Here is a 20809-nt window from a genome sequence, read left to right as displayed (position 1 = left end):
GCTCAGTGGCCTGCGGCGCGGGCGGCGGCCTCGACGCGGTCGTGGTGTCGTCGCCATCCGTCGGCATCGCGGTCCGGCACGTTCGGGTCGGCGGGGCCGTTGCCGAGGCCGCCGTCGATCAACTCGCGGACGACGTCGGCGTGGCCGGCGTGCCGGGCGGTCTCGACGGTCAGGTGCACGAGGATCTGGTGCAGCGTGACGGCACGGCGGTCGGGTCCCCACCAGGGGACGTCACCGGGCGCGTCGAGCGGCAACGCCCGGACGGTCTCGTCGGCGTGGGCGTTCGACCGCTGCAGGAGGTCGACGACGAAGCCGCGGCTCTCGTCCGGAGTCGCCCACAGGTCGGCCCCGGGTTCGCTCTCGTCGGTCAACCACGGCGTCTCGATGCCGCTCGGTCGCCCGAAGACGTCGCCGAGGTAGCCGAGCTGCACGGTGGCGACGTGCTTGACCAGCCCGAGCAGGTTGGTGCCGCTCGGCACCAGCGGGCGACGGACGTCGTACTCCGACAGTCCGTCGAGCTTGCGCACCAGGTCGTCGCGCGAACGGGTCAGGTACCGGCTGAGGTGTTCCTTCTGGTCCATGCCGACACTCTGCCCCTCAGGGCGTCGACCGTCCACCGGCCGACCACCCCTGGCCGGGCCGCCCGGAGACGGCGGACCTACTGCACCGCCGCCGTGAGGCGCGCGACGTTGTCGAGCACCTGCAGGGGAGCGGGCCTCGTCAGCCAGCTCGCCAGGGTGATCTCGTGCGACTTCGCGCGGTAGTCCGCCTCGACCTCGCGGACCTGGTCGACGAAGCCCGCTCCGCGCACCATGAGCGACACCTCGAAGTTGAGGCTGAACGACCGCATGTCCATGTTGCTCGAGCCGATCACCGCCACGTCGTCGTCCACCGTGAAGTGCTTCGAGTGCAGGACGATCGGCTTCTCGTAGAGGAAGATCCGCACCCCCGCCCGCAGCAGCGTCTCGTAGTACGAGCGTTGCGCGTGGTAGACGAGGAACTGGTCGGCGACCTCGCAGGCGAAGAGTTGCACGTCCACCCCGCGCTCCGCCGCGGTGGTGATGGCGTAGAGCATCGACTCGTCGGGCACGAAGTAGGGGCTCGCGATGATGAGGCGTTCCTGCGCGCCGTAGACCAGGGCGTTGAACAACCGGAGGTTGTTCTCCCCGTCGAACCCGGGTCCGCTCGGCACGACCTGGCACTCGTAGGCGTCGTCGCCCCCGCGTCGTTCGACGGGCGGCTCGGCCCCGGCGTCCGTGGGCAACTCGTCCGTCTCGCTGTACCAGTCGGTGATGAAGAGTGCGTTGAGGCCGATGGCGGCGGGACCGTCGAGCCGCACCATGAGGTCCTTCCACTGCAGGCCGCGCCGGATGTTGCCGCGCTTGTTGTAGCTGGGGTCGGTCATGTTCTGCGAGCCGGTGAACGCCACGTCGCCGTCGACGACGACGATCTTGCGGTGGTTGCGCAGGTCAGGTCGGCGCCACATGCCCTTCGTGGGGTGGAACGGCAGCATCTCCTCGAAACGGATGCCGGAATCGCGGAGCCAGGTGCGCGTCACCCGGCCCTGGGGGTTGCGGATCGTGGCCCAGTGGTCGTAGAGCACCCGCACCTTGACGCCACGGTCGTGAGCACGTTTGAGCGCGTCGAAGAAGAGGAAGGTCGACTCGTCGCGCGTGAAGATGTAGAACTCGACGTGCACGTATCGTTCGGCCGCGTCGACGGCCCCGGTCATGGCCGCGATCGATCCGGCGTAGTCCGGCAGCAGCCGCGTCGTGTTGCCGGGGATGAGGGGCATGGCACCGAGCGTGCGGTTCAGCTGGACCACCGTCCCGAACCACGGCGGCTGGGTGTCGGTCGGCACGCGGTTGTCGAGACCCTGCGTGTTCTCGAGGATGAGCGAATTGATCTCGCGCTGTTTGTCCCGCCGGTCCTTCGGCAGCTTGGTGCTGCCGAGGAGACCGTAGAGGACGCTGCCCGGGATGGGGGCGACGAAGATCGCCAACAGCCACGCCATGGCCGAACTCGGTCGCCGGTTGCGCGGCACGACCGCCACCGACACGATCCTGATGAGGATGTCGACCACCAGGATCACGGTGGGGAACGCCTTGAGGAGCTTGCGCCAGGTCATCCGCCGATCATCGCAGGTCGACGGCGGACGGGGCCGCCCCCGTTCGTGTCGCGGATTCGACCCCGGCCCCGCAGGTCAGCGACCGCTGCCCGCCAGGCTGGCCGACTCGCCCTCGGGTGCGGTCGCGAGGTAGCAGGTGACCTCGCGGTCGCCGGTGGCCCAGGTGTCCTCGGTCGGCGTGAACCAGCCGTAGTCGAGGGCCGAGTCCTCCCAGGCGGACCCGACGTAGTCGTCGAAGACCTCGAAGCACGCGTCGTCGCCGAGCTGCCCGACCTCGTCGTCGCCGGGGAACGCCTCGTCGTCCAGGACCGGTTCGGCGAACACCTCGAAGTGGTGCACCTCGCCGCAGGCGGTCACGTCGACGAACGTCTGGTACTCGTCGTCGATCCCCTCCGTCATGTCGAAGCAGTCCCCGGTGGTGAGCTCGCTCACGAGCTCGGAACCGGTCTCGATCACGCCTCCCTCGCCCCCGTTCGCCTGGTAGAGGGCGAAGCAGATCCCGCCGACGGCGAGGACGCCCACCGCACCCAGCACGCCGAGGAGCACGCCCCGCCGTCGCCTCGGTGCCGGGGCACCCGCGACGGCACCGGACGCGAACGCCTGCGGTGCGGGCCAGGCGGTGCCCAGACGGGACGCGGGCGGGACCAGGGCGGCCCACCGTCGCACCATGGCCGAGGCCGCGTCGAGCACCACGGACGTCTCCTCGCCCACCCCGATGTCGAGGGGGTCCCGGCGCCGCTGCTCGAGGGGCGTGGGCCCCGAGGCGTCGATGCGCAGGGGCACCGCGAACCAGTGCGATCCGTCGTGCCCCAGGTCGACGAACTCGGTGGCGCCGAGCCGGACGCGCAGCATCTCGGGGTGGCCGGCTCCCGGGACCCCGACGGCGCCGGCGGGGTAGTCGCTCGGCAGGACGCGCATCTCGAGCGGTCCGAACCGCTGCACGAGTCCTTCGGCCACGACGGACACGGGGGTCGCGTCCGAGGCCCCCTCGGTCGTCGTCCGGTCGTCTGGTCGGTCCACGAGTTCCCCCTGCTGCTGCGCGAGCCGCGTCCCGTGGCGGCCGTCGAGGGATGTTACCGGCACGCGGCCCGGCCACAGCAGCCCCCGTCGGCGGGCCAGGGGACGGGCGTGCCACGGGGCGTGAGCCGGGGGCGCGGCCGCACCGCGCCTCCTATGCTCGGGGGATGTCGTCCGGTCAGCCGAGTCCGTCCCGCGTCGACGTCGACCTGGTCGTGGTCGGCGGCGGCGCCATGGGCCTCGCGACGGCCTGGCAGGCCGCGTCGCGCGGACACGAGGTCGTGCTCGTCGAGCGCTTCGAGCAGGGGCACCACCGGGGTGCCTCCCACGGCGCGACCCGGAACCTCAACGTCGCCTACGACGACGCCGACTACGTCGCCCTCGTGCAGGAGGCGCGGCGGCGGTGGGACGCGCTGGCCGACGAGACCGGCACCCCGCTGCTCGACCTCGTCGGGGTGGTCAACCACGGTCGCCCGGCGATGCTCCGTCGGATGCGGGCCCTGCACGTCGACGCGGGCGTCCCCAGCGAGCTGGTCGACGCCGCCGAGGCGGGGGAGCGGTGGAGGGGCCTCCGCTTCGAGACCGAGGTGCTGCACGTGCCGGGCAGCGGTCGCATCCGGGCCGCCGAGGCCCTGACGGTCCTCGCCCGGGCGGCCGAGGCCCACGGGGCGCGACTGCGCTGGTCGACGCCGGTCACGGGCCTGCACGTCGAGGGGCCGGAGCGCGTCCGGGTCGTCACGGCCGATGACGAGATCGTCGCCCGGCGGGTCGTGGTGACGGCGGGCGCCTGGACCGAGGACGTCGTCGGGGGCCTCGTCCGCCTCCCTCGCCTCACCGTGACCCAGGAGCAACCGGCGCACTTCGCCGTGACCGACGCCGAGGCCGTGTGGCCGAGCGTCAACCACCGTCCCGACCCCGACCGACCCGGCGAGTCGTGGTGGCCGGGCGTCGTCTACGGCATGCTCACGCCGGGCGAGGGCGTCAAGGCGGGCTGGCACGGAGCCGGACCCGTCGTGCACCCCGACCGCCGGTCGTTCGAACCCGACCCCGGGCAGCTCGAGCAGCTGCGGCGGTACGCCCGCGAGTGGTTGCCCGGCGTCGACGCCGAGACCGCCGACCCGATCAGCTGCACGTACACGACCACCGACGACGAGGACTTCGTGCTCGACCGGGTCGGCCCCGTCGTGGTGGGGGCGGGGTTCTCCGGGCACGGCTTCAAGTTCACGCCTCTCGTGGGGTCGATCCTCGTCGACCTCGTCGAGGGTGGCGACGCCCCCGCGCGGTTCCGGCGGCTGGGCCGGCCGTGAGCCCGCGGAGCGCGACGACCAGGGGCACCGTGGCGGGCCTGCCCTTCGTGCGCCGGGGGCACGGCGTCCCGACGATCCTGCTGCCCGGGGTCGGCCCGGGTCGCCACCACCCCTCGACCTGGGACCGGACCCTGCTGCGGCTCGAGACGGCGCCGCTCGTCCGGCGGCTCGACCTGTGGACGCTCGGTCGTCGCCGCGGGTTGCCCGAGGGCACGACGATGGAGGACCTCGCCGACGACGTGGCCCGGGCCGCGGCCGAGATCGCGGACGGCCCGATCGACGTGGTCGGCACCTCGACGGGCGGCAGCATCGCGCTCCGACTGGCCGTCGACCACCCCGAGCTCGTCCGTCGACTGGTCCTCGTGTCCTCCGCCCACCGGCTGGGGGAGGCCGGGCGCGAGGCCCAGCGGCGCACGGCCGAGCGCCTCCGGGCCGGTGACGCGAGAGGTGCCTCGGCCGCGATGCTCGGTCAGACGACCACCGGCGTCCCGTCCTCGAACGCCCTGCGGCGCCTCGGACGGGTGGCACACCACTTCGTCGTCGGCGACCGACACGACGACCTGGTCGTGACGCTGGACGCCGAGGACTCGTTCGACGTGGGCGACCGCCTGAGCGAGGTCACGGCCCCGACGCTCGTCGTGGCCGGTGGCGCCGACGGTTTCTACCCCCTCGACCTGGTGGCGCGGACCGTCGCCGGCTTGCCGGACGCGACGCTCGCCGTGCACCCCCGGTCGGGCCACCTCGGCCTGGGCTCGCGAGGAGTGTCCCGCGAGGTGCTCGCCCACCTGACCCGCGCCTCCTGACGCTCGGGGCCTCGCGGACGCCCGGGGGTCGGCCGGGGGTCGGCCGGAGGTCGGCCGGGGCACCCCGGACGACGAATGTGCCGGTCGGACCGGCGAGTCCGCCCGTCACGGGGTCGTTCGTCACCTACCATCCGAGCATGGCCGACAACGTGCAGACCGCGAGCGTCGGGGGCATCGCACCCCTCGACGACGACGTCACGTTCCACCGGCGCCGTGTGACGTTCGTCGCACCCCTCGACGACACCGGCCCCGAGCCCTCCGCTCGCCCGGACCAGCAGGAGCACCACCCCGTGAACCAGACCCTCGCCCCCGAGACCTCCGAGACCTCCGAGGCCGCCGAGGCCCTCGTCGACCGGCTCGACGAGACGACCGAGGACCGTCAGGCCGAGACACGTCAGGCCGAGACGCGCCACACCGAGGCCCGCCCCGTCGACTCCGCCACTCCCGTGGTGCCCCGTCCCGTCTCGATCCCCTCGCACCGCGCCGACGTCGTCCTCGACGACGTCGTGCCCACGGACGCCTTCGAGGCCCGCCCGGCGAGCGTGGCCCGCCACTCGGTCGACACCTCGGCGATCACCCTGCCGGTGCTCGCCGTGTCGGTGCCCGACGATCTGCCCCAGCCACCGGAGCGCATGACGCTCGACGACGAGGTGCTCGCCCGCCTGGTCGAGAAGCGCCTCGAGGACACCGCGACCATCGACCTGATGGCCGTCGTCCAGGCCCAGCTGGCCCTGCGTGAGGTCGAGGCCGCGCGCTTCGCCTCCTGGGAGGACGAGATCACCCGCGTCGGCACGGACGAGGCGGCGCGCGCCCTCGAGGCCACGCGCCTCCGGTTCACCGGGGTCCTGCCCGTCGTGACGCCCGGGACGATCCGTCAGGCCAGGCCCGTCGTCGAGGCGGGCCACGCGCCGGACGCCGACCGTGACGCGCGCCCGGCCGCCGCCACCCCGACCTCGGCTCCCGTCGTCGTCCCGTCGACCGGTCCCCGTCCCCTCGCGCTCGACGCCGGCGACTCCGCCGACGCCCCGGACGCCCGGGCGGCAGCCGACCAGGAGGCGCTGGTCACGCCGACCCGGTCGGCCTCCGACGGGCAGACGGTCGCCTCCGCCCCCGTCCCGCCCCTGCTGCGTCGTCCCCTCGCGCTCGTGGTCGCCGCCACGGCCGCGCTGATCGTCGTCGCGGCCGTCGTGCTGGCCTTCGTCCCCGCCCTGGCCGTGGCCTCGGCCGTCCTCGCCACGGTCGCCGTCCCCGTCGCGACCGGCCTCGTCGGCCTGACCGCGCTCGCCTCGGTCTCGACCCGCCCCGACGACGCCACCCGCGTCGCCCGCCGCGGTCCGGTGGGCGTCGTCGCCGGCGTCGTGGTCGGTACCGTCGTCGGCTTCGGTCTGCTCCTGAGCGACCTCGGTTCGTTCGCCTGGCAGGGATTCGTCGTCCGGGCCGTGGGCCTCACCGGCCTGTCGACGTCCGTCTCGGTGGTCGTCGCCCTGCTCGGCGCCTCGGTCGTCGCGTTCATCGTCGCGGTCATGATCACGGGGTTCCGCTCGACGGCTCGCGACTAGGCTGTCGAGGTGTCCACCCTCGCCTCGGTCAACTCCGTCATCGAACGTCTCTGGCCTCTCGCGGGCGCGTCGTCGTGGGATTCTCCCGGTCTCGTCGTCGGTGACCCCGACCGGCCCGTGACCCACGTGCACCTGGCCGTCGACGCCGTGCTCGACACCGTCGACGAAGCCGTCGGCATGGGGGCCGACCTGTTGCTGGTCCACCATCCGCTGCTGTTCCACGGCGTCTCGACGGTGTCGGAGGACACCACCAAGGGTGCCCTCGTCGCACGGCTCGTCCGTGCCGGGTGCGGCCTCGTCGCCGCCCACACCAACGCCGACGTCGTCGAGACCGGCACGTCCCGCGTGCTCGCGCACCAGCTCGGCCTCGTCGACCAGCGCCCGATCACCCGGGGTGCCACCGACGACACGGGACTCGGCATCGTCGGGCGCCTGCCGCACGCCATGACGCTCGTGGCCCTCGCCCGCCAGCTCGGCGACGTGCTGCCCCCGACCGCGTCCGGCATCCGTGTGGCAGGTGACGCCGACCGCGTCGTCGAGACCGTCGCCCTCTGCGCCGGTGCCGGCGACTCGCTGCTGGCCGACCCGGCGGTGCTGGCCGCCGACGTGTACGTCACCAGCGACCTGCGCCACCACCCCGCCTCCGACGCGCGCGAACTCATGAGGCTCGGCCGCGGCCCCGCCCTGGTCGACGTGTCGCACTGGGCGGCCGAGTGGCTCTGGCTCGACACGGCGGCCGCGCAGCTCCGCCGCGAGCTGCACGACGTCGAGGTCACCCTCAGCGACCTGCGCACCGACCCGTGGGACTTCGCCGTCGTGCAGTGAGCACGCCGAGCCGCCCGTCGCGACGTCGCCGGGTCGCGAGCCGCGAGACCTCGCGGCACGCGCCTCCTCGTCGCCCCGTCCCTGCCTCCCCCCGACCCCGAGAAGAGTCCCCATGCCCCTGATGAAAGCCAGCTACGAGCACCAGGCCCTGCTGCTCGACCTGCAGCAACTCGACACCGCACTCCGCCAGATCGCGCACAAGGGGGCGAACCTCCCCGAGATCGCCGTCCTCGCGTCGCTCGAGGGCGACGGCTCTCGCCTCCGCAGCCGCCTCGCGACCGAGCAGGGCGCCTGGGAGGACGCGCAGAGCGAGCTCAAGCGCATCGAGTCCGACGTCGCCGTCGTCGAGGCGCGCGTCGTCCGTGACGAACAGCGCATCGCGTCGTCGTCGTCCTCGAAGGACGTGGCCGCCCTCGAGGGCGAGCTCGCCGCCCTCGCCAAGCGTCGCTCCGACCTGGAGGACCTCCAGCTCGAGGTGATGGAACGCGTCGAGAGCCTGGGTGCCGTCGCGGCGGTGACGCGGGGCGAGCTCGACCAGCTCGACACCCGCCGCGTCGACGCCGAGACCGGGCGCGACGCGAAGCTCGCCGAGCTCGAGGCCGACCGGGCCGAGGTCGTCGCCAACCGCGAGACCATCGCCGCCACGGTGCCCGCCGATCTGCTGGCCCTCTACGAGCGTCAGCGAGACCGCTACGGCGTGGGTGCCTCGTTGTTGCGTGGTGGCGTGTCGAGCGCGAGTGGCGTGGCCCTGACGGGCAGCGACCTCGCGGCCGTGCGTGCCGCCGCCGAGGACGACGTCGTGCTCTGCCCCGACAGCAACGCGGTCCTCGTCCGCACCTACGAATCAGGCCTCTGACCAGGGGCGGGGCCCCCGCACGAGCCGTGGCACACGGAGGGGCGTCGCACCGCTAGGCTCGGGGTCGCGAATGGGTCGACAAGACGGTCGCGTCGGCGGGCGAGAGCCCGTCGCCGAGGAACGTCCGGGCTCCACAGAGCAGGGCGGTGGGTAACACCCACCCGGGGCAACCCGCGAGAAAGTGCAACAGAGAGCAGACCGCCACGCGTCGCACCTCCGGGTGCGACACGGGGTAAGGGTGAAACGGCGGTGTAAGAGACCACCAGCGGCTCGGGTGACCGGCCGGCTATGTAAACCTCGCCCGGAGCAAGGTCAAAGAGGGGACGACGAGGCTGCTCGCCGAGTCCCCGGGTAGACCGCTAGAGAGCTGCGGCAACGTAGTTCCGAGAGAGATGGCCGTCCATGGTGCCTCGGCACCGGGACAGAACCCGGCGTAGCAGTCGGCCCATTCGCCTCACGCGAGACGACCCCGGCCCAGGAGGCGCGCCTCCTCGGCCGGGGTCGTCTCGCGTCGGTCGCGTCTCGCCTCAGAACGCCGGGTTCGAGTCGGCGGCCAGGGCGGCGGCACCCATGATGCCGGCGTTGTTGCGGAGTTTCGCCGGGACGATCTCGGCCCGCAGGTCGAGCAGCGGCAAGAACTCGTCGTGGTGCTTCGAGACGCCGCCGCCGACGATGATCAGGCGCGGGTAGAGCAGGGCCTCGAGGTGCGAGTAGTACTTCTGCAGGCGCTTCGCCCAGTGCTTCCAGCTGAGGTCGTCGCGCTCCTTCGCCGCGAACGAGGCCTTGGTCTCGTAGTCCTTGCCACCGATCTCGAGGTGCCCGAGCTCGGCGTTGACGATGAGCACGCCGTCGTTGATCAGGGCGGTGCCGATGCCCGTGCCGAGCGTCGTCATGACGACGAGGCCCTTCACGTCCTTCGCGGCCCCGAAACGGGTCTCGGCGTAGCCTGCGGCGTCGGCGTCGTTGACGAAGTGGATGTCGCGGCCGAGTGTGGTCTCGAAGAGCTTCTCGGCCTCGAAGCCGATCCACTTCTTCGACACGTTGGCGGCCGAGAGGGTCTTGCCGTCCATGATGGCGGCCGGGAAACAGACGCCGACCGGCACCGAGGCGTCGTCGAGGCCGAGTTCGTCGACGATCTGCCGGACGACCGCGACGATGGCGTCGGGTTCGCCGCCCTCGGGAGTGCTCTTCTTGATGCGGTCCGAGAGGAGCTCGCCGCTGTCGAGGTCGACGATCGCCCCCTTGATGCCTGTGCCGCCGATGTCGATTCCCACTGCGGTGCGTGCCATGGGTGGTCCTTTCTCAGGAGAGCGTGAGGATGTCGGCACCGCGTTCGGTGACGACCAGGGTGTGCTCGAACTGGGCCGTGAGGCTCTTGTCGCGGGTGGTGACGGTCCAGTCGTCGTCCCAGACGTCGGCCTCGATGCCACCGAGGGTCAACATGGGCTCGATGGTGAACACCATCCCGACCTCGATGACGTCGTCGTACTGCGGCGCGTCGTAGTGGGGGATGATCAGGCCGGAGTGGAAGGCGCGTCCGACGCCGTGGCCGGTGTACTCGCGCACGACGCCCAGGCCGAAGCGCTTGGCGTACGACTCGATCGCCCGACCGATCACGTTCACCTGACGCCCCGGGGCGACGGCCTTGATGCCGCGCCTCAGCGCCTCACGGGTGCGGTCGACCAGGTCGACGGTCTCGGGGGCGGCCTCGCCGACGACGAAGGTGCGGTTCAGGTCGCCGTGGACGCCGTTCTTGAACGCCGTGATGTCGACGTTGATCAGGTCGCCGTCGACCAGGACGGTGTCGTCGGGGATGCCGTGGCAGATGACCTCGTTCACCGAGGTGCAGACCGACTTGGGGTACCCGCGGTACCCCAGGGTCGACGGGTAGGCGTCGTGGGCGACGACGAACTCGTGGGCGATGCGGTCGAGTTCTTCGGTCGTCACGCCGGGGCGGAGGGCGGCCTCGACGGCGTCGATGGCCTGCGAGGCGATGCGGCCGCTCTCGCGGATCAGCTCGACGGTCTCGGCGTCGTAGACGTCGCCGTCGGTGTACTCGGCCGGAGCGGCCTTGCCGACGTACTCGGGTCGGGCGATCGACGGGGGGACCGGACGCTGCGCTGAGATCCGGCCCGGGGTCAAGAATCCGTGGGAGTCCCGGGGCATACGATCAAGCTTAGGGGGAGCGCGACGGGCTCGCGTTCTCGACAGCCGCACCGAGAGGACGACACCATGGCCGAGTTCTGGTTCAACACGAAGACGCACGAGGTCGAGGAGGGCAAGGTCTCTCCGGCCGTCGACCGCGCCGGGCCCTACGCCACCCGCGACGAGGCGGCCCGGGCGATCGAGACGATCAAGGCCCGCAACGCCGCCCTCGACGCCGAAGAGGCCGCGAACGACTGACCGGTCCGGTCGTCCGGTCGGCGCGTCGCCGTCGGGACGACCGGTCGCCGACGGGCCGATCGGGCGTCAGACCGTCGTCGGCCGGTAGGTGATCGGCAGACGGCGGTCCCGGCCGAAGGCCATGCCCGAGATCTTCGGGCCGATCGCCCCCTGGCGGCGCTTCCACTCGGAGCGGTCGACCAGCTTCGTGATCTCGGCCACCGTGTCCGCGTCGTAGCCGAGCGCCACGACGTCGGCCGCCCCGAGCGCGTTCGTGATGTACCCCTCGAGGATGCCGTCGAGCACCTCGTAGGGCGGCAACGAGTCCTCGTCCTTCTGGTCCGGCCGCAGCTCGGCCGACGGCGGCTTCGTGATCGAGTTCTCGGGGATGGGCGCGGTCTCGCCGATCGACTCGGCGTGGGCGTTGCGCCACCGGGCGAGCTCCCAGACCATCGTCTTGGGGACGTCCTTGATCGGGGCGAACCCACCGACCGAGTCGCCGTAGATCGTCGAGTAGCCGACGGCGAGCTCGGTCTTGTTGCCCGTGGTCAGCACGAGGTGGCCGTGCAGGTTCGACAACCCCATCAGCACGAGCGCCCGGGCGCGGGCCTGGACGTTCTCGGCGGCGAGGCCGGTGAGGTGCAACTGGTCCTCGAACGGTGCGACGAGGCCGGCGATCGGTTCGGTCGAGTACCGCACGCCGATCCGCTCGGCGACGTCGTCGGCGTCGCTGCGGCTGTGCTCGCTCGACCACTGGCTGGGCATCGAGACGCCGTACACGGCGTCGGCCCCGATGGCGTCGGCGGCGATCGCCGCGCACACGGCCGAGTCGATGCCGCCCGAGAGTCCGAGGATCACGCTGCGGAACCCGTTCTTCCGCACGTAGTCGCGAGTGCCCAGCACGAGGGCGTTCCAGAGCTGCTGGCGGTCGTCGGGCAGGTCGGCGACGTCGCGCTCGACCGGGGACGAGGAGGCGCGCCCGGCGTCCGGCCCGGAGCCACCGGAACCGACGGTCGCGTCGGACGCCGGGTCGAGCTCGACGCGGCGGATGCCCTCGGGCAGCTCGGTGTCCGTGGCCGGCTCGGGGTCGAGGTCGACGACGAGCAGGTGCTCGTCGAACTGCGGGGCCCGGGCCAGGATCGTGCCGCTGCCGTCGACGACCACGCTGTCGCCGTCGAAGACGAGGTCGTCCTGACCGCCGACGATGTTGACGTAGGCCACCAGGGTGTCGTTCTCGACGGCCCGGCGGGTGACGAGGGGGAGGCGCACCTCGTCCTTGTCGCGGACGAACGGGCTCGCGTTGATCACGACGAGCAGGCCCGCGTCGGCGTGCAGCACGCGCTCGACGGGGCCGCCGTCGCGCCAGAGGTCCTCGCAGATCACGAGGGCGACGTCGACGCCCGCCACGCGGACGACGAGCAACTCGTCGCCGGGGATGAACACGCGGTACTCGTCGAAGACCGAGTAGTTGGGCAGGTGGTACTTGGCGGTGGTCGTCACGACGCGACCGCCCTGCAGGACGCTGGCGCAGTTCTTCGCGATGGCGGTCGGGGCGTTGCTCGTGCCCAGGAGGCGCGGCTCGAACGGTCCGTCGGCGTGGCCGACCACCACGGGGAGGTCGCCCAGGCCCTCGGCCTCGAGGGTCTCGGCCAGCACCTCGACGGCGTGCCGACTGGCCTGGAGGAAGCTCGGCCGGCTGGCCAGGTCCTCGATCGGGTACCCCGTGACGCTCATCTCGCCCGCGGCGAGGAGGTCGGCGCCGGCGGCGTGGGCCCGGCGGGCCGCCTCGACGATCTGGGCGGAGTTGCCGGCGAGGTCGCCGACGACGGGGTTGGTCTGCGCGAGCGCCAAGCGGAGTCGGGGCATGTCCACTACCGTAGTGGCGGAGCAGAAAGGCCGTGGCATGGACAAACAGAGGGACTTCGTCCTCCGCACGATCGAAGAGCGCGGCATCAAGTTCATCCGCCTCTGGTTCACCGACGTGATCGGCACCCTCAAGTCCGTCGCCATCGCCCCGGCCGAGGTCGAGGGGGCGTTCGCCGAGGGCATCGGCTTCGACGGTTCGGCCATCGAGGGCCTGACGCGCTCGTACGAGGCCGACGTCCTCGCGCAGCCCGATCCGACGACCTTCCAGATCCTGCCCTGGCGGGGCGAGATCGATCCGACCGCCCGCATGTTCTGCGACATCACGACGCCCGACGGCCAGCCCGCCGTGGCGGATCCGCGCAACGTCCTGAAGCGCACCCTGGCCCGGGCGGGCGAGCGCGGCTTCACCTTCTACACGCACCCCGAGGTCGAGTTCTACCTCCTCAAGAGCGCCCAGCTCGGCGCCGACGGCCCCCAGCCGGTCGACTCGGCCGGCTACTTCGACAACGTCCCCGGCGGGACCGCCCACGACTTCCGTCGCCGCTCCGTCCGCATGCTCGAAGACCTCGGCATCTCGGTCGAGTTCAGCCACCACGAGGCGGGGCCCGGTCAGAACGAGATCGACCTGCGCTACGCCGACGCGCTGACGACGGCCGACAACATCATGACCTTCCGGACGGTCATCAAAGAGGTCGCCATCGAGCAGGGCGTCTTCGCCTCGTTCATGCCGAAGCCGTTCAGCCAGCACCCCGGTTCGGGCATGCACACGCACATGTCGCTCTTCGAGGGCGACTCCAACGCCTTCTACGAGGCGGGCGCCGAGTACCAGCTGTCGACCATCGGTCGTCAGTTCATCGCGGGCCTGCTCAAGCACGCCCCCGAGATCACGGCCGTGACGAACCAGTTCGTCAACAGCTACAAGCGCCTCTGGGGCGGCGACGAGGCGCCGAGCTTCGTGACCTGGGGCCACAACAACCGCTCGGCGCTCGTGCGCGTCCCGCTCTACAAGCCGAACAAGGGCAACTCGAGCCGGGTCGAGTACCGTGCCATCGACTCCGCGGCGAACCCGTACCTGGCCTTCTCGCTGATGCTGGCGGCGGGGCTCAAGGGCATCGAAGAGGGCTACGAGCTGCCCGCCGAGGCCGAGGACAACGTCTGGGGCCTGAGCGACGCCGAGCGTCGTGCCCTGGGTTACCGTCAGCTGCCCGCCAGCCTCGACCACGCCCTGTCGATCATGGAGAACAGCGAACTCGTCGCCGAGACGCTGGGCGAGCAGGTCTTCAACTACGTGCTCCTCAACAAGCGACAAGAGTGGAAAGAGTACCGGGCACAGGTCACGCCGTTCGAGCTGCGCTCGAACCTCGAGATCCTCTAGTCGACCGGCCACCCCGCCCTCATGCCCCGATCCGCGACCGGTCTCTCCGAGCTGGCGCGGCTCGGGTTCTCCGACCTCGGTGCCGGGCGTGACCGGCTCGACCGCCTCGTCGCCGAGGTGCCCCAGGTGCGCGACCTGGTCCCGTGGTTCGCCACGGTGGCCGACCCGGACGCGGCCCTGGCGCACCTCGAGCGATCGGTCGAGCGGGATCGTGCCGGCGTGGTCGAGTTGCTCGACGGCGAGGCCGGCCCGCGCCTCCTGAGGATCCTCGGTGCCTCCGAGGGCCTCGCCGAGTTCGTCGCGCGTCGCCCGGCCGAGGCGGGCGTCCTGCTCGAACCGCTGGACGAACCACCGTCGGCCGCGACGTACCGTGACGACGTCCGTCGGGCGGCGACCGGGCTGACCGGCGACGAGGCGCGCGTCGCGCTCCGGGTCCGGTACCGGCGTCACCTGCTGCAGCTGGCGTCGTTCGACCTCGAGGCCGACGACCCCGTCGAGGTCCTGCCCCGCGTGGCCGCCGCCCTCGCCGACCTCGCGGGCGCCGCCCTCGACGCCGCCGTCGACGTGGCCCGACGCGAGGTCCCGTTCCCCGCCGCCGACGTCGAGCGCACCCGGCTCGCCGTCATCGGCATGGGCAAGGCCGGGGCCCGCGAGCTGAACTACCTCAGCGACGTCGACGTGGTCTACGTCGCCGAGGGCGTCGACGGGCTCGAGAACGGTCGAGCCGTCGAGATCGGCAGCCGTCTGGCGATGCACGCGGCTCGGGCGATCTCGGACCTCGCCGTCGAACCCGACCTCTGGGAGGTCGACGCGAACCTGCGGCCGGAGGGCAAGGACGGCGCCCTCGTCCGCACGCTCGAGTCGCACGTCGCGTACTACGAGCGCTGGGCCAAGGGGTGGGAGTTCCAGGCCCTGTTGAAGGCGCGGCCCCTCGCGGGCGACGTCGACCTCGGCGAGCGCTACGTCGCGGCCGTCGCGCCGTTCGTCTGGTCGGCCGCCTCACGCGAGAACTTCGTCGAGTCGGTCCAGGCCATGCGCGAACGGGTCACGGCCCTGATCCCGGCGGGCGAGGTCGACCAGCAGCTCAAACTCGGTCCCGGCGGACTGCGCGACATCGAGTTCACCATCCAGCTGCTGCAGCTCGTCCACGGGCAGGCCGACGAACGCGTGCACCAGCGCTCGACGCTCGACGCGTTGGGCGCCCTGGCCGCGCGGGGCTACGTCGGACGAGCCGAGGCCGCGGAGTTCGACCGCGACTACCGCGTGCTGCGCCTGCTGGAGCACCGCATCCAGCTGACGCGACTGCGGCGCACGCACCTCATGCCGACGGACGAGAACGCCCTCCGGGTCCTCGCCCGCGGCACCGGTCTCGCGCCGGGTGCCGCCCAACTCGTCGACCTGTGGCAAGGGGTGAAGCGTCGGGTCCGTACGTTGCACGTGCGGCTGTTCTACCGCCCGCTCCTGTCGGCCGTCGCGGCGCGACCCGAAGAAGACCTGGCGCTCAGCTCCGACCAGGCGTCGGCGCGGCTCGCGGCCATCGGATTCGCCGACCCGAAGGGCGCGCTCGGTCACATCGCCGCCCTGACGGCCGGCGTCTCCCGCCGGGCGAGCATCCAGCGCCACCTGCTGCCGGCCATGCTGCAGTGGTTCGCCGACGGCACCGACCCCGACCTCGGTCTGCTCGCGTTCCGGCGATTGAGCGACGGCCTCGGCGAGTCGTACTGGTTCCTCCGCATGCTGCGGGACTCGTCGGGGGCCGCCCACCGACTGACGACCGTCCTGTCGTCGTCGACCTTCGCCGCCGACCTGCTGGAGCGCATCCCCGAGGCCGCGGCGTGGCTCGAGAACGACGCGGAGCTCAAGGCCCGCTCCCTCTCGAGCCTCCTCGACGAGACGGCCGCCACCCTGGCGCGGCACCGTTCGCCCGACGCGGCGGCGACGGTCCTGCGGCAGGCGCGGCGCCGCGAGATCCTGCGGCTCGCCGTGGGCGGCATCCTGGGCATCCTCGACATCGGCACCCTGGCCCGGGGCCTGACCGCGGTGACGACGGCCTCGGTGACCGGGGCGTTGGCCCTCGCCCGCCGGGACGCCGGCGACCTCGAGTTCGCCGTGATCGCCATGGGCCGGTACGGGGGAGAAGAACTCGGGTTCGGTTCCGACGCCGACGTGCTCTACGTCTACCGCGCTCCCGAGGGCGACGAGACGGCCCATCGGCGTGCCCTCACGGTGGCCGCCGAGATGAGCCGACTCACGTCCGACGCCCTCGTGCCGTTCGACCTCGACACCGGCCTGCGCCCCGAGGGGAAGAACGGGCCGGTGGTCCGATCGCTGTCCTCGTACCGGGCCTACTACGCTCGCTGGTCGCTCACCTGGGAGGCCCAGTCGTTGTTGCGCGCCCGGCCCGTGGCCGGTGACGAGACGCTCCTCGACGACTTCATGGCCGTCGCCGACGCGGTGCGGTACCCCGCCGAGCTGACCGAGCAGCAGGTCCGCGAGGTCAAGCGCATCAAGGCCAGGGTCGAGTCCGAGCGTCTGCCCAAGGGCGCCGAGCCCTCGCGTCACCTCAAGCTCGGTCGGGGCTCGCTGAGCGACGTCGAGTGGTTCGTCCAACTGCTCCAGCTGCAGCACGGGGTGGACGTGCCCGGCCTCCGGACCCCGTCGACGCTCGACGCCCTCGCCGCGGCGGTGGACGCCGGCCTGGTGGCCGACGAGGACGCCCGGCGGCTGCACGACGCCTGGATCATGGCCTCCCGGGCGCGCTCGGCGGTCACCCTCTGGACCTCCCGGACACAGGACGTCCTGCCACGGGACCGTGGGCAGCTGGAAGGCGTGGCGCGCCTGATGGAGTACCCGCCGGGCTCCGCCACGACCCTCGAAGAGGACTACCTCGCGGCCACCCGTCGGTCACGCGCCGTCTTCGAGCGCGAGTTCTACGGCATCGACGAGGCACCCGAGCCGCTCGGCTGACCCGTCCGGGACGTGCGACACGCCCGGGCTGCGCCGGAGGCGGTCGATCCGCTCGGGTCGACGTCGGGCCATTCCGCTGTACCCCGTTTGGCGGTGTTGTACCCCTGTGCACGTGTCCATCGGATTTCGGGCAGATGACCCACGGGTGGGGGGTGGTCGTCGACGGCGGCGTCGAGGCCCATCGCTGCCCATTGGGCAACGCCCGTGCCGGGCGCTGATTCCGGGCTCGTGACCAGGCTTTTCGTTCGGCGTCGGATCACGGCTGCCCGTCCCACCTGCGGACCGATCGAACGGTTCCGTTCGGACGTCGAGCCCTCACCGACGTGTCAGCACTTCTGTCGACAGCACCTTGCCCGACCCGACGTACCCCGACCGGCGCGCCAGGCCACCCGCGGTCGGGGGGTGGTTGTGAGCCGCCCGTGAGTGACTGAGAATTCCCTCAACCCGATAGACCAATTCCCCAGCGTTGCGGAAGCCGATCCCTTCTCACACCTCAGGTGGCCATCGTGTTGACCTTCATCCTGCAGATCCGATCCATGGCGGGCGGATACCCCGAGATCTACCTCTTCGCCGCCTACAGCGCCCTCATCTGGGTGCTCTGGATCATCAAGGTCCTGCTCTCCCGCCGCTACCGCCCCTTCACGGGCGAGTTCCGCGGCACGACCAGCGTCGTCGTCCCCGTCGTGGACGAACCGCTCGACCTCTTCCGGGACGTCATCGGCCGCATGGTCGAACAGGGTCCCGGCGAGATCATCGTCGTCATCAACGGCAAGCCCAACCCCGAGCTCGCCGCCGTCTGCGAGGAGTTCGGGCCGCTCGTCCGGTGGGTGCACACGCCGATCCCGGGCAAGCGCAACGCCGTCATGATCGGCACCGAGCTCAGCCGGGGAGACATCACCGTCCTGGTCGACTCCGACACGGTCTGGACGCCGGGCACCCTCTCCGAGCTGCTCCGTCCGTTCGCCCAGGAGAACGTCGGGGGAGTCACCACCCGCCAGCGCATCCTCGAGCCCGAGCGCAGCTGGATCACGCGGTGGGCCGACTGGCTCGAGAACTCCCGTGCCCTCTACTCGATGCCGGCGCAGAGCGTGCTGGGGCAGATCGGCTGCCTGCCGGGCCGCACCATCGCCTTCCGCCGCGAGATCCTCGTCCGGGTCATGGACAAGTTCATGACGGAGAAGTTCATGGGCGTGTTCCTCGAGGTCAGTGACGACCGCACCCTGACGAACCTCACGCTCAAGGAGGGCTACCGCACCGTCTACCAGCACACCAGCCTCGTCTACACGGACGCCCCGCTCCAGGTCAAGAAGCTCTACAAGCAGCAGCTGCGCTGGGCTCGCGGGAGCCAGTACAACACCCTCCGCATGATGCCGTGGATGGTCGGGCACGCCCCGCTCCTCGCGTTCTTCTTCGCCATGGACATCGTGCTGCCCTTCATGCTCATGGGCGTCATCGGCGGCTGGATCTACCGGGGGATCACCGGCCAGGGCGTGAACCTGTACCGCGGCATCCTCGAGGAGTACGGCGTGCAGACCGGTCTCATCAGCATCGTCGTCCTCATGGTGGTCTCGTCCGTGCTCAGCATGTCGATCCGTCAGATGCGCCACCTGGCCGAGAAGCCCTCGGACTTCTTCCGCCTCCCGGTGTTCATCATCGTGTCGACGTTCTTCCTCATGCCCATCCGGGTCATCGGGTTCTTCCGCATGGGTCACGCCAGCGGTTGGGGCACCCGGGCCGGGGCCTACGCAGGAGGCGCGGCCAACGACGAGATGCAGGGTGCGCTCGACGAGGTGGCCGAGGAGGCCCCCATCGACGCCCTCGAACGGCAGTTCCGCGACGGCGTCGACCCGGGGGTCGACACGCTCTTCGACTTCGGCTCGACTGCCGACGAGACGGACGAACAGGGTGCGGTCCTCGTCCGGAGCCGCAAGGCGGCCCTGGCCGCCGAGGCCGACGGCGCGACCACGCCGGCACCGGTGGCCGCCGTGGCCACCGCCACCGCGCCTCCTCGTCGTCGCCTCAACCCCAAAGCCGGGTTCCCGTACCTGATCGGCGCCGCCATCATCGCCCTGGAGGTCTTCTTCATTGTCTGACTCGACGCAGGACTTCGTCACTCCCGTCCACATGCATTCCGGCGCCTGGTGGGCCACCTCGCACGGCAACGCCCGACGCACGGCGCTCGGCGCCACCGCCGTGGTGGTGTTGCTCGCGATGATCTCGTGGCTCATCTGGGTCTCGCCGTCCGACAACATCGTCCGCAGTGCCGTCACCGAGGTCACGGGCGTCGACCCGTCCATCAACGTCTCGTCGCTCAAGGCGGACCGGTCCGCCTTGCTCGACCAGCTGGTCTCCGCGAAGAAGCAGCTCGCCGAGAGCAAGGCCGCCCTGGCCGACGTGCAGCAGCAGGCCTGGACGTCCGAGGGACAGCTGACCGCGGCGCAGGCGAAGCTCGCCTCCGCCGAGTCGGCGCTGGCCCAGGCACAGACCGCCGCGGAGTCGGGGGGCGCGGGCACCGGGTCGGGCGCCGCAGGCACCGCCGGCGGTCGGGGGACCGGCGCGTCGACCGGCTCCGGGTCGGGCGGCACGGGGTCGAACGGATCGACCGGAGGCGGCGCCACGGGCCCCGTCACGGTCGAGACGCCGTCCCTCGCCTCGATCATCGACCCCGACTCGCGGTACTTCGGGCTCTTCACGGACCAGGCGCCGTTCAACTGGGCGACCTACGACGCGCAGGAGGCGGCGGTCGGTTCCGAGGCCAACATGGTCGGGTACTTCCAGGGTTTCGACCAGGAGTTCCGTGCCGACGCCGTCCGCTCGTCCTGGTCGCGGGGCAAGCTGCCCGTCCTGACGTGGGAGTCGCAGCCGATCAAGGCCGGCAACAACGAGCCCGAACAGCCCGACTACAGCCTGACGAAGATCATCGACGGCAGCTTCGACTCGTATCTGACCACCTACGCCGACGACATCGTGGCCAACGGCATGCCGCTGGCCCTGCGGTTCGACCACGAGATGAACGGCACCTGGTACCCCTGGAGCACCGACTACGGCAACAGCAAGGGCGCCGTCAACGGCAACGGTCCCGCGGACTACGTGAAGGCCTGGCAGCACGTCCACGACCTGTTCGAGCGGCAGGGTGCGAACGACCTGGTCGCCTGGATCTGGGCGCCCACGCGGGTCGACCGTCTGGCCACGGGCAAGACGGGCGGGAGCAACCACACCACGGAGGCCTTCCTGGCGACCCTCTACCCGGGCCCCGAGTACGTCGACATCGTGGGCATGTCGGGCTACTACCGTCCGCCGTACGACGACAAGTCCAAGCCGACCTTCGACAGCACCTTCGGGGCCACCCTGAAGCAGCTCCGGGCGATCGCACCGGGCAAGAACATCCTGCTCGCCGAGATCGGCGCCAGCGAGACGGGTGGCTCGTCGGATCCGACGGCCACGAGCGAGAAGGCGCAGTGGTTCAACTCGCTGTTCGCCGCGCTGGCCGATCCGGCGAACGCGGACATCATCGGCTTCTCGTACTTCGACCTCGTCGCCACCACGGTCGTGGACGGGGTGCGGTCGACCAACGACTGGCGCCTCACGTCCCGGTCCGACAGCCTCGCCGCCTTCACCGCGGGGATCACCCGACGCGACGTCGGTTACGACCTGCAGCCGTCGCCGTGACGACAGCCACCACCTTCCCCTTCTCCCGCCTCTTCCCCATCCCCAGGAGCGCATC

General features: G+C 71.5%; 16 protein-coding genes and 1 other RNA gene. 11 read left to right on the top strand and 6 right to left on the bottom strand.

The window, feature by feature from the left end; all coding sequences use genetic code 11:
- Window positions 1-2 precede the first annotated feature (2 nt).
- From EDF21_RS02250 to EDF21_RS02240, 3 genes are all read right to left on the bottom strand, one after another.
- On the bottom strand, window positions 3-581 hold the full coding sequence (locus tag EDF21_RS02250; protein ID WP_123570151.1) for a DinB family protein: 579 nt from the start codon (window positions 579-581) through the stop codon (window positions 3-5).
- Between the two features lie 77 nt (window positions 582-658).
- The gene (cls, locus tag EDF21_RS02245; protein WP_123570150.1) at window positions 659-2128 is read right to left on the bottom strand and encodes a cardiolipin synthase; all 1470 of its coding nucleotides are present in this window, start codon (window positions 2126-2128) and stop codon (window positions 659-661) included.
- A 75-nt stretch (window positions 2129-2203) separates the two neighbouring features.
- On the bottom strand, window positions 2204-3148 hold the full coding sequence (locus EDF21_RS02240) for a septum formation family protein (protein ID WP_123570149.1): 945 nt from the start codon (window positions 3146-3148) through the stop codon (window positions 2204-2206).
- 164 nt (window positions 3149-3312) lie between these two features.
- Here EDF21_RS02240 and EDF21_RS02235 point away from each other — a divergent pair, with 164 nt between their 5' ends.
- From EDF21_RS02235 to rnpB, 6 genes are all read left to right on the top strand, one after another.
- Window positions 3313-4452, top strand: coding sequence for an FAD-dependent oxidoreductase (locus EDF21_RS02235; RefSeq protein ID WP_123570148.1), 1140 nt, complete (start codon window positions 3313-3315; stop codon window positions 4450-4452).
- Window positions 4453-4481: 29 nt separating this feature from the next.
- On the top strand, window positions 4482-5255 hold the full coding sequence (locus tag EDF21_RS02230) for an alpha/beta fold hydrolase (protein ID WP_158612834.1): 774 nt from the start codon (window positions 4482-4484) through the stop codon (window positions 5253-5255).
- A gap of 137 nt (window positions 5256-5392) precedes the next feature.
- A complete protein-coding gene (locus EDF21_RS02225) occupies window positions 5393-6814 on the top strand; it encodes a hypothetical protein (RefSeq protein WP_148053614.1) in 1422 nt (473 codons plus the stop codon).
- Between the two features lie 9 nt (window positions 6815-6823).
- Window positions 6824-7639, top strand: a complete 816-nt coding sequence (locus tag EDF21_RS02220; RefSeq protein ID WP_123570145.1) for a Nif3-like dinuclear metal center hexameric protein — start codon at window positions 6824-6826, stop codon at window positions 7637-7639.
- A gap of 112 nt (window positions 7640-7751) precedes the next feature.
- The gene (locus tag EDF21_RS02215) at window positions 7752-8495 is read left to right on the top strand and encodes a zinc ribbon domain-containing protein (protein WP_233568328.1); all 744 of its coding nucleotides are present in this window, start codon (window positions 7752-7754) and stop codon (window positions 8493-8495) included.
- Window positions 8496-8566: 71 nt separating this feature from the next.
- An RNA gene (rnpB, locus tag EDF21_RS02210) (RNase P RNA component class A) lies at window positions 8567-8947 on the top strand.
- A gap of 75 nt (window positions 8948-9022) precedes the next feature.
- Here rnpB and ppgK read toward each other — a convergent pair.
- Together ppgK and map are read right to left on the bottom strand one after the other, a co-directional pair.
- On the bottom strand, window positions 9023-9784 hold the full coding sequence (gene ppgK / locus EDF21_RS02205) for a polyphosphate--glucose phosphotransferase (RefSeq protein ID WP_056045514.1): 762 nt from the start codon (window positions 9782-9784) through the stop codon (window positions 9023-9025).
- A 13-nt stretch (window positions 9785-9797) separates the two neighbouring features.
- Complete coding sequence (gene map / locus EDF21_RS02200) at window positions 9798-10661, bottom strand: type I methionyl aminopeptidase (protein ID WP_123570144.1); 864 nt, start codon at window positions 10659-10661, stop codon at window positions 9798-9800.
- A gap of 66 nt (window positions 10662-10727) precedes the next feature.
- Here map and EDF21_RS02195 point away from each other — a divergent pair, with 66 nt between their 5' ends.
- Complete coding sequence (locus EDF21_RS02195; protein WP_123570143.1) at window positions 10728-10898, top strand: SPOR domain-containing protein; 171 nt, start codon at window positions 10728-10730, stop codon at window positions 10896-10898.
- A 66-nt stretch (window positions 10899-10964) separates the two neighbouring features.
- On the opposite strand, the gene EDF21_RS02190 is transcribed toward EDF21_RS02195, so the two are convergent.
- Window positions 10965-12743: an NAD+ synthase gene (locus tag EDF21_RS02190; protein ID WP_123570142.1), complete on the bottom strand. Its 1779-nt coding sequence runs from the start codon at window positions 12741-12743 to the stop codon at window positions 10965-10967.
- A gap of 37 nt (window positions 12744-12780) precedes the next feature.
- On the opposite strand from EDF21_RS02190, the gene EDF21_RS02185 reads away from it, so the two are divergent.
- The 4 genes from EDF21_RS02185 (at window position 12781) to EDF21_RS02170 (ending at window position 20754) form a co-directional block, all read left to right on the top strand.
- On the top strand, window positions 12781-14118 hold the full coding sequence (locus tag EDF21_RS02185) for a glutamine synthetase family protein (protein ID WP_043592660.1): 1338 nt from the start codon (window positions 12781-12783) through the stop codon (window positions 14116-14118).
- A gap of 21 nt (window positions 14119-14139) precedes the next feature.
- Complete coding sequence (locus tag EDF21_RS02180; protein ID WP_123570141.1) at window positions 14140-17085, top strand: bifunctional [glutamine synthetase] adenylyltransferase/[glutamine synthetase]-adenylyl-L-tyrosine phosphorylase; 2946 nt, start codon at window positions 14140-14142, stop codon at window positions 17083-17085.
- A gap of 506 nt (window positions 17086-17591) precedes the next feature.
- Window positions 17592-19178, top strand: a complete 1587-nt coding sequence (locus tag EDF21_RS02175; protein ID WP_123570783.1) for a glycosyltransferase family 2 protein — start codon at window positions 17592-17594, stop codon at window positions 19176-19178.
- Complete coding sequence (locus EDF21_RS02170; RefSeq protein WP_148053613.1) at window positions 19171-20754, top strand: glycoside hydrolase family 26 protein; 1584 nt, start codon at window positions 19171-19173, stop codon at window positions 20752-20754. The genes EDF21_RS02175 and EDF21_RS02170 overlap by 8 nt, the downstream gene beginning before the upstream one ends.
- Window positions 20755-20809: the final 55 nt, after the last annotated feature.

This window comes from Frigoribacterium sp. PhB118, from assembly GCF_003751725.1.
In the GTDB taxonomy this organism is placed as follows: Bacteria; Actinomycetota; Actinomycetes; order Actinomycetales; family Microbacteriaceae; genus Frigoribacterium.
Note: the sequence above shows the minus strand (reverse complement) of the source record. Positions and strands in the feature narration are given on the sequence as shown.

Coding starts and splice junctions, on each gene's coding strand:
- EDF21_RS02250 (WP_123570151.1), bottom strand. CDS start 581: ATGGACCAGAAGGAACACCTCAGCCGGTACCTGACCCGTTCGCGCGAC.
- cls (WP_123570150.1), bottom strand. CDS start 2,128: ATGACCTGGCGCAAGCTCCTCAAGGCGTTCCCCACCGTGATCCTGGTG.
- EDF21_RS02235 (WP_123570148.1), top strand. CDS start 3,313: ATGTCGTCCGGTCAGCCGAGTCCGTCCCGCGTCGACGTCGACCTGGTC.
- EDF21_RS02225 (WP_148053614.1), top strand. CDS start 5,393: ATGGCCGACAACGTGCAGACCGCGAGCGTCGGGGGCATCGCACCCCTC.
- EDF21_RS02215 (WP_233568328.1), top strand. CDS start 7,752: ATGCCCCTGATGAAAGCCAGCTACGAGCACCAGGCCCTGCTGCTCGAC.
- ppgK (WP_056045514.1), bottom strand. CDS start 9,784: ATGGCACGCACCGCAGTGGGAATCGACATCGGCGGCACAGGCATCAAG.
- map (WP_123570144.1), bottom strand. CDS start 10,661: ATGCCCCGGGACTCCCACGGATTCTTGACCCCGGGCCGGATCTCAGCG.
- EDF21_RS02195 (WP_123570143.1), top strand. CDS start 10,728: ATGGCCGAGTTCTGGTTCAACACGAAGACGCACGAGGTCGAGGAGGGC.
- EDF21_RS02190 (WP_123570142.1), bottom strand. CDS start 12,743: ATGCCCCGACTCCGCTTGGCGCTCGCGCAGACCAACCCCGTCGTCGGC.
- EDF21_RS02185 (WP_043592660.1), top strand. CDS start 12,781: ATGGACAAACAGAGGGACTTCGTCCTCCGCACGATCGAAGAGCGCGGC.
- EDF21_RS02180 (WP_123570141.1), top strand. CDS start 14,140: ATGCCCCGATCCGCGACCGGTCTCTCCGAGCTGGCGCGGCTCGGGTTC.